Source organism: Nostoc spongiaeforme FACHB-130 (assembly GCF_014698475.1).
GTDB classification, from domain to species: Bacteria; Cyanobacteriota; Cyanobacteriia; order Cyanobacteriales; family Nostocaceae; genus Nostoc_B; species Nostoc_B spongiaeforme.
In genome coordinates this window covers 20,322-33,561 of record NZ_JACJTB010000001.1, presented here as the reverse complement: position 1 = coordinate 33,561, position 13,240 = coordinate 20,322, and the positions used below count along the sequence as shown (strand labels likewise).

Here is a 13,240-nt window from a genome sequence, read left to right as displayed (position 1 = left end):
AAGCCGTAGAATGAAAAATCAAGGTTTAGGAAAGGGTGTAGGTGTTCAAAACCCTTACATCTTTAAACCCATCCTCAACAGACAACCTTTGTGCGTAATTCCTGACTGAATAAATGGGCAAGTTTCCACTGCAAACTTGCCCATTTCTGTTGTTGATGTTGCCGCATTTTATTTTGTTTGTGGTGCTAGTCCCTGTAGCTAGTAGCACCAGGGGCATTAGGATCACGATAACGAGTAGGTTCATCGTTATGCTTTCTACCAGCTAAACCTGCTAAACCAATGAGACCTAATAATCCCAACCAACCCCAATCAAAATCATTGCGAGCGTAAGTTGTTGTTCTTGGCGCATCACCAGTAGTTGTAGTAGTGTTGTCTTGAGCTTGCACAGGTACTGTTAAAGGCATAATTGCCATACCCAATGTTAATACTCCAGCACTAACAGCTTTAGTTAAGTTGAGTTTCATGGTGAGGTTCCTTGTTGGTTCCAAAGTTACCCACCACTGTATCGACTCCTAGCAAGACCAGAATCAATCTGTAGCTATAAACTAGGCTGTTTATCAACTCACGCTGAGGGTATATAAAGAAAAAGCGTGAAGTCTAAATTCTGAAGTCTGAAATTTTTTCCCTACACTTCTTGGCTTGAAAGCAGAGAGTAGGGGAAGGGAGAATGACAAATGACCAAGGACAAATGACTATTGACTAATAATTTTTCATCGCCCTTTGAATATCGCGTTGATCCTGACGACGTTTGAGGTCTTCTCGCTTGTCATGGAGTTTTTTACCTTTACCAAGGGCAATGCTGATTTTTACCCAGCCTCGCTTGAGATACATTTTTAAAGGTACTAGTGTCAAACCTTGCTGTTCTACTTTGCCAATCAACTTCCGAATTTCCTGGCGATGCAGCAATAACTTGCGTGTGCGTCGGGGTTCATGATTAAAATATTGCCCACTAGCAGTATATGGAGAAATATGCACATTAATTAGCCATATTTCTCCATCACGAATCAACGCATAACCATCTTGGAGATTCACCTTGCCAGCACGAATAGATTTCACCTCTGTTCCAGTCAACTGCACACCAGCTTCATAAGTTTCCAAGATTTCATACAAATAACGGGCTTGACGGTTGTCGCTAATGACTTTGTAACTTTCGCTTTTTTCACTCATTGATATTTTTATAAGTTTAAATGTGTTGCCAAAATCTTTGAGATTGGCAGGTGAATTTATAGAGGCATATTAAACCACTATAAATTAATTATTCTCGGAATATCAGTGTTATTCTATTAATCTAGCTTTTGACAACTATCAAGTAAAATGTTTTTTGCCTCACAAGTTGCTGCATTATGATTTATAAAGTCAATATTATTTACGGTATGGTGAGTTATTACTCTGAGTTAATTGCAATTTGTGAAGAATTACAAAAGTCTCTATGTCTAGCAAGCACTAGCTATACAACCTACGTTAAACTGCTTGAGCCACTCCTAATGATTTAAGATTTTCTTTATAATTTATTTATTCAGGCAGTCATTAGCTGGTAATCCTGTCATAGTATGAAACATAAGAACACTATTATTAGCTGTGTTCACTGAAAAAGCTCGTAGAAGCAAATTTCCAATTAACAAAAATGCTAGGGGTGTACTGTCCATGCCCTTGACGATCCTTGTAGTGGATGACGACCTGGGCACTCGTCTGTCTATTAGCGATTATCTTGAACTGTCTGGCTACTCGGTGATCACGGCTAATGACGGTCAAGAAGCTTTGTCAATGGTAGAAGAATACCGTCCTGATTTAATTGTCACTGATATTGTTATGCCAAGGATGAATGGTTATGAACTTGTACGCCGAGTGCGCCAACAACCAGGATTCCGTTTATTGCCTGTAATTTTATTAACAGCACGTACTAAGACCCAAGAGAGAATTTTGGGTTATCAGTCGGGTTGTGATTTATATTTACCCAAGCCGTTTGAGTTAGAGGAATTAGCGGCGGCTATTCGCAATTTGTTGGAGCGATCGCAAATCATTCAATCACAATACCGCGTTTCTCATAAAGAAAATCTCACTAATTCGACTCCAGCAACAGCCGTAGAAGCTCAGAACTCTGTCTTTACTCACCTAGACAAACCAGAGTTTTTCTCGTCCCTGACTTCCAGAGAGCAAGAAGTTTTAGAACTGCTGACTCATGGCTTGTCAAATGTGGAAATGGGTCAGCAATTACACCTCAGTCCCAGGACAGTAGAAAAGTACGTTAGTAGTTTATTAAGAAAAACCGCTACCAGTAACCGGGCTGAACTGGTACGGTTTGCAATTAAACATGGTTTAGTCGAATAACTATCGAACTTACCCATTGATACAAAAAACTAAGGCTTTGGAAGAGGGTGTAGGGATATAGGTATTCAAAACCCCTACACCCATTCTTTACAAATAACCTTTGTGCGTAAGTTATAAACTATTTGTGCATTAATCAAGCTTGTAATTCTTGCTGCGTAATCTCCTGAAGTAGACCGTCACAAGCATCCACCAGTAAATCGATGACTTGATTAAATCCCTCCACTCCCCCGTAGTAGGGATCGGGAACTTCTTTCAGGTTATGTCGAGTGCAAGAATCACACATTAAGCGCACTTTGTGGTGATATTTGCCAGTGGGATCAAGAGCAAGAATATCATCGTAATTATCTCGATCCATTGCCAAAATCAAATCAAACTCCTGAAAATCTGACTTGGCAAATTGTCTGGCTCGACCACGCAGTTGAATTCCTAATTTAGCAGCCGCCGCCGCACTCATCCGGCGGTCAGGCGGACTACCAATGTGATAGCTAGATGTACCAGCAGAATCACAGATAATGCTGTCACTTAATCCAGCCTGATCGACGAGATGATTCATGATGTTTTCTGCCGATGGCGAACGACAGATGTTTCCCAGGCAGACAAACAACAGCTTATAGGGCATAGGTATTTTTTGTACTTTGTCCTTTGTTCTTTGTCACTTGTCATTTGCCATTTGCCATTTCTACAAACTAATGACTAATGACTAATGACTAAATGAATAATGACTAAAATCCAGGCAATTCCAGTCCACTGGTCAATTCTTCCATCCGTTCCCGCATTGTGGCTGTGGACTTGGTGTAAGCATCTTTCATCGCTGCTGTTACAAGGTCGGAAAGTAATTCTGCACCTTGTGCTAAGGCATCAGGAGAAATTTCTACTCGTTTGGGTTCTTGGTTGCCACTGACAATTACCTTGACCAAACCACCACCAGCTTCTCCTTGAATTTCCATTTGCTCCAATTCTTCTTGGAGTCGCTTTGCACCTTCTTGAACTTGCTGCGCTTTTTTGAAGGCTTCGGCAAGTTCTTTCATTTTGCCTAAGCCAAAGCCGAATCCTTGTCCTTTACCTGTCATAATTGATTGTCCGCGTGTGCTTTCAATAACAAATCACATTCAATTATAGATGCGGGTGGTAATTTGCCACTTTTGTTACTAATAATTAACGGTGGGAAATAGGGAGTAGGGAGTAGGGAATAGGGACTAGGAAAGAGAAGATTCAATATCGCTGGCTGGCTATGAATAAAATTCCTCACTAGCCCCTAACCTCTAACCTCTAGCCTCTCCCTAGCCGCAAGCTGCTTGAAACTCACCCATCATTTTGACTTCTGGCTCTAACAAAATCGACCAGCGTTCTTGCACTTGTTCTTGGATGTGACGAATCAGGCAGAAAATATCACTGGCTTTGGCTCCACCGCGATTCACAATAAAATTGGCATGTAGTTGAGCTACTTGTGCGCCACCGATTTGATAGCCTTTGAGTCCGGTTTGTTCAATTAACCAACCTGCTGCATAGGGTTTGGGGTTACGGAAGACGCTACCGCAACTGGGGAAGTTATAAGGTTGGGTGGAGAGTCGATGTTGTTTGTGTTGTTTCGTCACAGCTAAAACTGTGGCGGGGTCGGCTCCTGGTTGCAGTTGGAATGTCGCTTGGGTGACAATGAGATCGCTACCTTGTAGTAATGAAGTTCGATAGGTATAACCCATTTGTTCAGGGCTGAAAGTTTCAAGTGTGCCATCAGGAGACAGAACTTCGGCACTAACCAAGATATCTGCGATACAGCTATTATGTGCGCCAGCATTCATCACGACAGCACCACCCACAGTACCGGGAATACCAACAGCCCACTCTAAACCTTGCCATCCTAGTTGTGCTGCTTCCCATGCTAGGCTGGGAATCGGTTCGCCAGCAGCAACTGTTAATAAACCTGTTTCTGGGTCAAAGTGGGTGTGGCGTAGGTGGCGTGTGGCAACCACTAGTCCAGGTAAACCGCGATCGCTTACTAACAGGTTAGAACCTGCACCTAAAGTTGTTACAGTTAAGTCATGTTCTTTTGCATAATTCAAGCTGGCTTGCAGTGCTTCTAAGTTCCGAGGCGCAACGTACCATTCTGCTGCTCCGCCAACTCTGTAAGAAGTAAACGCAGACAACGCAGCCTGAGACCTGATCATGCAATCTGTACCTGGTAAATAAATTATTTTGTTATCTGATGATTTATCTGTTTCCTGTTTCTGTGTAGGTGTAGCAGAAACTGTGCAGATGTTTCCAGCTGCCTGGGAGATTTTCATTTTGACATCAATATTTGTGAAATTTTTACATTTTTCTGCCGCAAAAATACAGCAAGGAATATGAATTAATGGTGCCGTACCGTTATTCAACGGTCTTAAGAGGTGGCTGTAGCAGCCTCACAAAGTGTAGTAATTAATTCTGGTATGACTTGATTGAGATTTCCTGCACCAAGGAACAAAGCTAAGTCGCTGGGGCGTAGCGTTTTGAGTAAAAACTCCCGCACTTGGGGCAAAGTTGGTTGATACACTACCTGGGGATGAAACTTACCAACTTCTGCTGCTAACTGTTCCCCAGTGATTTGCCCTAAGTTGGGTTCCCCTGCACTGTAAATATCAGTCAAGACAACCAAATCAGCATGGGCAAAGGACTGAGAAAATTCTTCTAAAAATGTCAGTGTGCGACTGTAACGGTGGGGTTGGAAGATTGCCACCACTCTTTGTCCTGGTCTAGCCTGAAGACGCGCAGCCGCAAGGGTAGCTCGCAGTTCACTGGGGTGATGGGCATAATCATCAATAAATGTAATGCCATCAACTTCTCCGCGAAACTCAAAGCGCCGTCTTGCACCTTCAAAAGTGGCAATCGCTTTGGCAATTTCACCGAATTCTAAATTTAAAATGCGACCAACAGCCACTGCGGCTAAAGCATTGCTCAGATTATGCCGACCGAGTAAGCGTAATTTTAATACACCTAAAGCTTTACCACGTTCCCAAACTAAAGCTGTGGTGCCATCGTGACGATAGTCAATATTGGTCACGCTATAGTCAGCATTTGTATCTTGATGTAGACTGTAGCTGATTGTCGGTTTTAGGCGATCGCGTACTGTTTCACAATCAATACTGCCAATTAAGGTCTTGCAACCTTGGGCAAATTTTTGGAAAGTATCGACCACTTCATCTAATGTGTCGTAGTGGTCAGGGTGGTCTAGTTCAATATTAGTGATAATGCCAATTTCCGGCGCATGTTTCACCAAAGAACCATCAGATTCATCTGCTTCTGCTACTAAATATTCACTTTCACCTAAGCGAGCATTTCCTTCCCAAGCATTGACTTCACCGCCTACCAAAATGGTGGGATCTAAACCAGCTTGTAAGAGCATGTAACCAATTATGCTACTAGTTGTAGTTTTGCCATGAGTACCTGCTACAGCAATGCTTTTATAATCAGCAATTAAAGCAGCAAGTACATCTGAACGATGTAATATCGGACAGCCTAATTCTAAAGCAGCTTTATATTCTAAATTGTTAGTGTTAATTGCAGTGGAACAAATTACTTGAGGTAGTGATGACTCAATAGCATCTGATAATTCTTGTGAACTTAATGCTGCTGCATTCGTCATCACCTTGGGGCGAAAGAATTCAAGATTACTTGCTTCTTGCTTGCCAAAAATATGTGTACCGATAGATTCTAACTTGTGCGTAATATGATTTGGACGAACATCTGAACCTGATACTGGCAATTGACGCTTTGCCAGTACATAAGCCAGAGCCGACATCCCTATGCCACCAATTCCAATAAAATGGAATGGTCTACCGCCGAAATCCACAGCATTATTCATTGATTACTCCTCTTACACCACACCATATTCACAAATGACACGCGTATCATAACAGGAATTTGTTTTTTACCGTAAATTTTTCTACACCTTTTTTATGCTGGCTATCGGAGAGCTTTTCCGCTTTCGTTATGTGGATTGAGAATGATTTTACCTTTGTAGGAGGTTTTTGCTATTTCTGAACTGTTTTTAAGATTATTCTGAAAATTTCCACTGCATCGGGAAAGAAATTCTTGTAAGGAGAAATACATACTTTTTAGATTCCTGACTAGTAAGGGCTACGATAATACATTCCTAGCTAAATGAGTTTTAAATTTCATCAAGCTAAGGCATGAATTGAGTACAATAATACATTGACAGTGAAATTGTGTTTCAAATGTAGAAAGCCTGGGTAAGAGCAGATGCAACATCTGGCAATTTTCGGTGGCACATTTGATCCAATTCATTGGGGACACTTACTCATCGCCGAAATGGCTTTGTCTCAAGTACCCCTAGATCAAATAATTTGGGTACCATCGCTCAATCCTCCACACAAAAAAGCAGCGCCATTTGAGCATCGAGTGAAGATGCTGGAAATAACTACAAGAGACAACCCAGCTTTTACTGTCTCCTTGGTGGATTCAAATCGCTCTGGAACCTCTTACGCTATCAACACGTTGATTGACTTATCGGCTATTTATTCAAATACTCATTGGTACTGGATTTTGGGTTTGGATACTTTCCAAACCTTACCTCGGTGGTACCGTAGACAAGAGTTAGTACAGATGTGTGACTGGTTGATTGCGCCCCGACAATTAGATGGTGATCAAGCTAAAAGCAACATTATCTGCCAGCAAGTCGAGCAACAACTACAACAGCAGTCACTTACCATTCACTGGCAATTCTTGAATATACCCTTAGTGGGAGTTTCGTCAAGTCTTATTCGCAAACTTTCTTGTCAAAATCAATCTATTAAGTATTTAGTTCCAGAGCCGGTAAGATTTTACATCACGACTAATAACCTCTATTCAGGAAAATCTGAATAAAATATATATTTTTTTTTGGATCTAACACTTTATAGTTATTAATACTCCCCCCCTTTGCGATATGATTGGGTTCAAAGATATCAATTTATAGGCATAAATACAGAGGGCAAGACACTGTGATTAGAGTCGCAATCAACGGTTTCGGGCGCATCGGGCGTAACTTTGCACGTTGTTGGTTAGGTCGGCAAAATAGCAATATCGACCTTGTAGCTATCAATGACACATCAGATCCTAGAACAAATGCTCACCTCCTGAAGTATGACTCAATGCTTGGGAAGTTAAAGGATGTTGACATTTCCGCCGATGATAACTCTATCATCGTTAACGGTAAAACCATTAAATGCGTATCTGATCGCAATCCAGAAAACTTGCCCTGGAGAGAATGGGAAATTGACCTGATTATTGAAGCAACTGGGGTATTTACTAGCAAAGAGGGAGCTTTAAAGCACGTCAATGCTGGAGCTAAAAAGGTTCTAATTACTGCTCCTGGGAAAAATGAAGATGGTACATTCGTAATTGGTGTGAATCACCACGACTACGATCACAACATACATCACGTTATTAGTAATGCCAGCTGTACTACCAACTGTTTGGCTCCCATTGCCAAGGTGCTGAATGACAAATTCGGTATCATTAAAGGCACAATGACCACCACCCACAGCTACACCGGAGACCAGCGTTTGCTAGATGCTTCTCACCGCGATGTACGTCGGGCAAGAGCAGCAGCCATTAACATTGTCCCCACCTCTACAGGTGCAGCAAAAGCAGTGGCGCTAGTAATTCCAGAACTCAAAGGTAAGCTGAATGGTGTTGCCTTACGTGTACCAACCCCGAACGTCTCAATGGTAGATTTCGTTGTTCAGGTTGAGAAGCGTACTATTACGGAAGAAGTTAACCAAGCCCTCAAGGATGCCTCAGAAGGTTCACTCAAAGGTATTCTAGACTACAGCGAACTTCAGTTGGTATCTTCAGACTACCAAGGTACTGATGCTTCTTCTATTGTTGATGCCAGCTTGACTTTAGTAATGGGCAGCGACTTAGTAAAAGTTATGGCTTGGTATGACAACGAGTGGGGTTATAGCCAACGTGTTCTAGATTTGGCTGAACTAGTAGCCCAGAAGTGGCAATAATTTGTCAATAGTCATTGGTCATTTGTCATTGGTGTTAAAACTAAGGACAAATGACTATTGACCAAAATGTTGAAATCCCTGACTAAGACTGAGAACTTGGTTAGGGATTTTTTGTTGTTGGTCACGTAATAACACTTGTGAACCAGATGTAATGGTGCCAATAATTGCTGCGCCTTGGTTGAGTTGTTGTACTAGGGTATTTGCTTGTGTGGGTGGTAAGCAAAGTACTAATTCAAAGTCTTCACCACCGTAGAGGGCATATTCTATTGCTTTTTCGGGTTTGAGCCAATTGCTAAAAGTAGCAGGAAAAGGAATTTTTTGGCGGTCGATAACTGCACCTACGTTACTGGCGCGACAAATTTGTAAAACTGCATCTGCTAAACCATCGCTACTATCCATTCCGGCTACGGGGAGTGGGGGAGTGAAAATTTCCCAGAGGATGGGTAAGACATCTAAACGGGGTTGAGGGCGTTGGTGAGCTTTGATAAGGGCGGTCTTTTCTGCTGGAGAGAGGTTATGCCCTAATTGGGGATGCAAGAGCAATTGTAAGCCAGCGTGAGAGGCTCCATGAACACCCGTGACCACGATCGCCATTCCCACTTTAGCAGCAGAACGGCGGATAATTCGCTGGGGATCAACTTCACCAAAGGCGGTAATGGAGATAGTTGCAGTTGGCGATCGCACCACATCACCACCAACAATTGGGGTATGATATTTTTGCAGGCATTCTGTCATTCCTTGGTACAGTCGCTCCACCCAACTTACCTGTAAATCGCCAGGTAGCCCCAAACCAACAGTAATACCTAAAGGAGTAGCCCCCATTGCAGCTAAATCTGATAAATTCGCGGCTGCGGCTCGCCAACCTGCATCCTCTGGGGAAGTGGTAGCATCACTGAAGTGTACGCCATCAACTAAAACATCGGTAGTTACTACTAGTGATGTTCCTGGCGGTGTTTCTAGAACTGCTGCATCATCTCCAATAATTTCTGCGGGACAAAAGCTTTGTAATTTTGCTAATAGTCCTTGTTCGCCAATGTCTTTAACTTTGGTCATAGTTTGGAAGGCAGGAGGCAGGAGGCAGGAGAATGAAACATCATACTTTTTCTCTACTCCCTCAAGTTACGATAATGGTATAGTTTAGGAGACTGTGGGGATGGTCGCTACACCAGTAACAAAGCTCACATTTGAAGAGTATTTAACCTATGATGATGGCAGTGGTTTTCACTACGAGTTAGTGGATGGCAGGCTGGAATTAATGAACCCTCCTACAATTGAACATTTTTTAATTGTCGAATTTTTAGCTACCGTATTAAAACTAGAAATCGCACGTTTAAGTTTACCTTGGCTAACTTTTCGGGAAACTGGGACAAGAACAGGAAGAAATAAGTCTAGGTTAACTGATTTGTGTGTGGTAACACAGGAGCAAGCAAGAGATTTACTAAAGGCTTCAGCTGTGTTTGAGACAACACCATTACTGGTTGTAGAAGTAGTCAGTCCAGATTCTATCAAGCGGGACTATCGCCATAAGCGGTCTGAGTATGCGGCGGTTGGTGTGCCGGAATATTGGATTGTAGACCCGTTAGAATTAAAAGTTACTGTATTGCTGCTGGAAGAAGGATTTTACGAAGAGACAGTGTTTACGGCTGACCAGAAAATTGTATCGCAGACGTTTCCCGAATTAGCGATCGCTCCTCATCAAATATTCGCGGCGGGAAATTTGTAAAGTGTGAAGTATGAAGTGTTAAATTTCATACTTCATACTTGATTTAGGCTCCTTGGGGTTGGACTAGGTTTTCTATGCCTTGAGTTACTGTTGCAGATTCGATTTTGTCACCGGCTTTGAGTTTATCTAAAACATCTTTGCCTTCGGTGAGATAACCAAATACTGAGTAACGGCCATCCAGCAAGTTGCGTCCGGCGGGAGTGAGTTCTGGTTCAAACAGGAAAAAGAACACTTGCGATGAACCACCATTAACTTCGCTTTCGGGACGTGCCATTGCTAATGCACCAAAGGAAGAGAACGGTAAAACTGGCATATCCAAATAACGACCAGCATCTTCTAAGGTAATGCCATAAGTTGGTGCTTTATCTCCTTCGACTAGAATTTCTAAAGGAATTGCCCGATATTTGCCTGTTTTGGGGTCAATAAAACCTTGTTCTTTACCTGGGGGGTCGCCTGTTTGCAAGACGTAGGATTCTTCAGAGCGAGTAAATTCTAACCCGTTATAAAAACCCCTTTGGACTAAATCTACAAAGTTACCAGCCGTCACAGGTGCGCTATAACCATCTACAACAACGGTTAAATCGCCTTTATTGGTTTTAATTGCAATGGTCGCACGTCCTTTGAGTTGGGCTAAATTACTGTATTCTTCTGGGACTTCAAAGGGAAATTGCTGCACCATTGACTCTTCTAGCAAAGAAACTAAACTCAGCAATTTGTTTCGCCCTTGCAGAATTTTTTCTTTATCTTTAGATTGTGTCAATTCTTGCAGTTTGGTTACACCAGATTTTAATTCGTCAAGCCATGCTGTGGCTTGGGGTTGGCGTTCTTCGGGGACGCTTGCTAAGATTTGTGAAGGCTTATCAAGCACGCGAGATGCTTTACTCAGGTCTTTGGAGACAGCACCCCAGCGTCGATTAGCCCGCAACTGAGTTGATATGTCTTCTAGACTGGCTTGTAATTGCCTGACTGGTTCATTTTTAATTGGGAGTGCATAACGCAACAAAGCTTTGCCGTCGGTAATTGCATTGCCAGAGGGCAAGGCGGCATTACTGGAGGGAGTCCAGCCAGCTGTATTGATGCCTAAAAATATAACTACCAACAGTATTGTTACTAGGCTGGACTTTAGCCAGGATTTTATTAACTTAAACATGAGTATGGCTCAAATGCAGCATGAATATTGTTGACTGGGCGGAACCCATCAATAATCTTCCCATAGTTAGGAGTGCTGAGTGCTGAGTGCTGAGTGCTGAGTATTTTTAGCAGTGAGTTGGGAGTGGAGAGTTGGGGTGCAGAGGAGAATAACAAATGACCAATGACCAAGGACGAAGGACAATTGACTCTTGACTAATTAACCAATTACTCCGCTAGAAGGGTACAATAAATGCCGATTGTCTTCCAACATTTGAAAGCTTCATGATCTCTAGTAACGACTTTCGACCCGGCGTATCAATTGTATTAGACGGGTCTGTATGGCGGGTGGTAGATTTTCTCCACGTTAAACCCGGTAAAGGTTCGGCGTTTGTCCGCACCACGCTGAAAAACGTTCAAAGTGGCAAGGTTCTTGAAAGAACTTTCCGGGCTGGGGAAACTGTGCCGCAAGCAACTTTGGAAAAAAGCACAATGCAGCATACCTATAAAGAGGGCGATGAGTTTGTCTTTATGGATATGGAAAGTTATGAAGAAGGACGACTGAGCGCATCACAAATTGGCGATCGCGTCAAATACCTCAAGGAAGGTATGGAAGTGAACGTGATTCGTTGGGACGATGTAGTTCTAGAAGTGGAATTACCTAACTCTGTGGTGCTAGAAGTTATCGAAACTGATCCTGGTGTCAAGGGTGATACAGCTACAGGTGGTACTAAACCAGCCAAAGTAGAAACTGGTGCAACTGTAATGGTTCCCTTGTTTATTTCTCAAGGAGAACGGATTCGGATTGATACTCGTGAAGATAAATATTTAGGCAGGGAATAAATTTTCTCTTAAATTTTAGAGTTAATTGTGATTTAAATCCCTATATAGGGTTTAAATCCCTGCCCTAATACCATATTGGATTTGCGATTTTAGATTTTTGGGTTGGAAATAACTGTCTGTGTTTTAGTTGTATCTATCCATCAGTCTCAATCATTTATTCAATTGGTATCACATAAAATAATCATTTTACGGACAGGTTGAGGTAATAAAAGCTGTGCCATTGGACTTTAATGAAATCCGTCAACTGCTGGTAACTATTGCACAAACAGATATTGCAGAAGTAACTCTCAAAAGTGATGACTTTGAGCTATCGGTACGTAAAGCTGGCAGCATAAACAATCACGCTGTACCGCAAGCTGGTATTGGTGGTGTGGCGACAGTAACAACGATTGCAGCCGGAGGAGTAGCACCAACGCTATCTCCAGAGCGAATTTTAGATACTGCTGGTGCAGGTGTACAGGTGACAGGAAATGCACCTTCAGCGATAGATCAAAGATTAGTAGAAGTTGCTTCGCCAATGGTAGGGACTTTTTATCGCGCCCCTGCACCAGGGGAAGCACCATTTGTGGAAGTAGGCGATCGCGTCCGTCAGGGTCAAACTGTGTGTATCATTGAAGCTATGAAGCTGATGAACGAAATCGAAGCCGAAATATCAGGGCAAGTTATGGAAATTCTGGTTCAAAATGGAGAACCTGTAGAATATGGTCAACCTTTGATGCGAATTAACCCTGATTAAGTATTAATGTATATATGAAATGAGTGATTGTTAACCTTGTCTGTTTTTACGGATCATTCCTGATGAAACAAGCGTTGCCTGTACCGCCGGAAGTGGTGCAACAAGTAGCCGAATATTTCAGCCTGTTAAGTGAGCCGATGCGTCTGCGGCTGTTGCACTTACTACGGGATGAAGAAAAATGTGTACAAGAATTGGTAGAGGCAACACAAACTTCCCAGGCGAATGTCTCCAAACACCTGAAAGTAATGTGGCAAGCCGGAATCCTTAGCCGTCGCAGTGAAGGAACTTGCGCTTACTATCGGGTGGAAGACGAAATGATTTTTGAGTTGTGTAATCAGGTGTGCGATCGCATCGCTACAAGGTTAGAACAGCAAGCTCGTAACTTTCGCGTTCTGAATACAAAACTTTAGGTCAGGTGTCATTTGTGAGCCAGTGCGGTCTTGGGGGTCTCCCCCATGAGCAACTGGTGTTAGCGCAGCGTTAGCGAGCTTG

General features: G+C 42.6%; 15 protein-coding genes. 7 read left to right on the top strand and 8 right to left on the bottom strand.

Going from position 1 to position 13,240, the window contains the following annotated elements:
• Nucleotides 1-185: 185 nt before the first annotated feature.
• Both H6G74_RS00155 and smpB read right to left on the bottom strand, forming a co-directional pair.
• Nucleotides 186-464, bottom strand: coding sequence for a WGxxGxxG family protein (locus H6G74_RS00155; protein ID WP_190965748.1), 279 nt, complete (start codon nucleotides 462-464; stop codon nucleotides 186-188).
• 235 nt (nucleotides 465-699) lie between these two features.
• Complete coding sequence (gene smpB, locus H6G74_RS00150) at nucleotides 700-1,167, bottom strand: SsrA-binding protein SmpB (protein ID WP_190593029.1); 468 nt, start codon at nucleotides 1,165-1,167, stop codon at nucleotides 700-702.
• 477 nt (nucleotides 1,168-1,644) lie between these two features.
• Here smpB and H6G74_RS00145 point away from each other — a divergent pair, with 477 nt between their 5' ends.
• Nucleotides 1,645-2,328 carry a response regulator transcription factor gene (locus H6G74_RS00145; RefSeq protein ID WP_190965747.1) on the top strand — a complete coding sequence of 228 codons (684 nt, stop codon included), beginning with the start codon at nucleotides 1,645-1,647 and terminating at the stop codon, nucleotides 2,326-2,328.
• 133 nt (nucleotides 2,329-2,461) lie between these two features.
• Here the strand turns inward: H6G74_RS00145 and H6G74_RS00140 are convergent, their stop codons facing one another.
• The 4 genes from H6G74_RS00140 to murC form a co-directional block, all read right to left on the bottom strand.
• On the bottom strand, nucleotides 2,462-2,947 hold the full coding sequence (locus tag H6G74_RS00140; protein ID WP_190965746.1) for a low molecular weight protein-tyrosine-phosphatase: 486 nt from the start codon (nucleotides 2,945-2,947) through the stop codon (nucleotides 2,462-2,464).
• Between the two features lie 103 nt (nucleotides 2,948-3,050).
• On the bottom strand, nucleotides 3,051-3,398 hold the full coding sequence (locus H6G74_RS00135; RefSeq protein WP_190593026.1) for a YbaB/EbfC family nucleoid-associated protein: 348 nt from the start codon (nucleotides 3,396-3,398) through the stop codon (nucleotides 3,051-3,053).
• Between the two features lie 210 nt (nucleotides 3,399-3,608).
• Nucleotides 3,609-4,610: a UDP-N-acetylmuramate dehydrogenase gene (gene murB / locus H6G74_RS00130; RefSeq protein WP_190966086.1), complete on the bottom strand. Its 1,002-nt coding sequence runs from the start codon at nucleotides 4,608-4,610 to the stop codon at nucleotides 3,609-3,611.
• A 95-nt stretch (nucleotides 4,611-4,705) separates the two neighbouring features.
• Nucleotides 4,706-6,166, bottom strand: coding sequence for a UDP-N-acetylmuramate--L-alanine ligase (gene murC / locus H6G74_RS00125; RefSeq protein ID WP_190965745.1), 1,461 nt, complete (start codon nucleotides 6,164-6,166; stop codon nucleotides 4,706-4,708).
• Nucleotides 6,167-6,564: 398 nt separating this feature from the next.
• Between murC and nadD the strand changes: the two genes are divergently transcribed.
• Together nadD and H6G74_RS00115 are read left to right on the top strand one after the other, a co-directional pair.
• On the top strand, nucleotides 6,565-7,188 hold the full coding sequence (gene nadD / locus H6G74_RS00120; RefSeq protein WP_190965744.1) for a nicotinate (nicotinamide) nucleotide adenylyltransferase: 624 nt from the start codon (nucleotides 6,565-6,567) through the stop codon (nucleotides 7,186-7,188).
• A 116-nt stretch (nucleotides 7,189-7,304) separates the two neighbouring features.
• Nucleotides 7,305-8,318, top strand: a complete 1,014-nt coding sequence (locus H6G74_RS00115; protein WP_190965743.1) for a type I glyceraldehyde-3-phosphate dehydrogenase — start codon at nucleotides 7,305-7,307, stop codon at nucleotides 8,316-8,318.
• Between the two features lie 54 nt (nucleotides 8,319-8,372).
• On the opposite strand, the gene thiL is transcribed toward H6G74_RS00115, so the two are convergent.
• Nucleotides 8,373-9,371 (bottom strand): thiamine-phosphate kinase, encoded by a 999-nt coding sequence (gene thiL, locus H6G74_RS00110; RefSeq protein WP_190965742.1) that lies wholly within the window; start codon nucleotides 9,369-9,371, stop codon nucleotides 8,373-8,375.
• Nucleotides 9,372-9,471: 100 nt separating this feature from the next.
• Between thiL and H6G74_RS00105 the strand changes: the two genes are divergently transcribed.
• Nucleotides 9,472-10,041 (top strand): Uma2 family endonuclease, encoded by a 570-nt coding sequence (locus tag H6G74_RS00105; protein WP_190965741.1) that lies wholly within the window; start codon nucleotides 9,472-9,474, stop codon nucleotides 10,039-10,041.
• A 43-nt stretch (nucleotides 10,042-10,084) separates the two neighbouring features.
• Here the strand turns inward: H6G74_RS00105 and H6G74_RS00100 are convergent, their stop codons facing one another.
• Nucleotides 10,085-11,191, bottom strand: coding sequence for a peptidylprolyl isomerase (locus H6G74_RS00100; protein WP_190965740.1), 1,107 nt, complete (start codon nucleotides 11,189-11,191; stop codon nucleotides 10,085-10,087).
• Between the two features lie 263 nt (nucleotides 11,192-11,454).
• Between H6G74_RS00100 and efp the strand changes: the two genes are divergently transcribed.
• The 3 genes from efp (at nucleotide 11,455) to H6G74_RS00085 (ending at nucleotide 13,158) form a co-directional block, all read left to right on the top strand.
• Nucleotides 11,455-12,012, top strand: coding sequence for an elongation factor P (efp, locus tag H6G74_RS00095; protein ID WP_190965739.1), 558 nt, complete (start codon nucleotides 11,455-11,457; stop codon nucleotides 12,010-12,012).
• Between the two features lie 214 nt (nucleotides 12,013-12,226).
• Nucleotides 12,227-12,748 carry an acetyl-CoA carboxylase biotin carboxyl carrier protein gene (accB, locus tag H6G74_RS00090; protein ID WP_190965738.1) on the top strand — a complete coding sequence of 174 codons (522 nt, stop codon included), beginning with the start codon at nucleotides 12,227-12,229 and terminating at the stop codon, nucleotides 12,746-12,748.
• A 62-nt stretch (nucleotides 12,749-12,810) separates the two neighbouring features.
• Nucleotides 12,811-13,158, top strand: a complete 348-nt coding sequence (locus H6G74_RS00085; protein WP_062289993.1) for an ArsR/SmtB family transcription factor — start codon at nucleotides 12,811-12,813, stop codon at nucleotides 13,156-13,158.
• The last annotated feature ends 82 nt before the right edge of the window (nucleotides 13,159-13,240 follow it).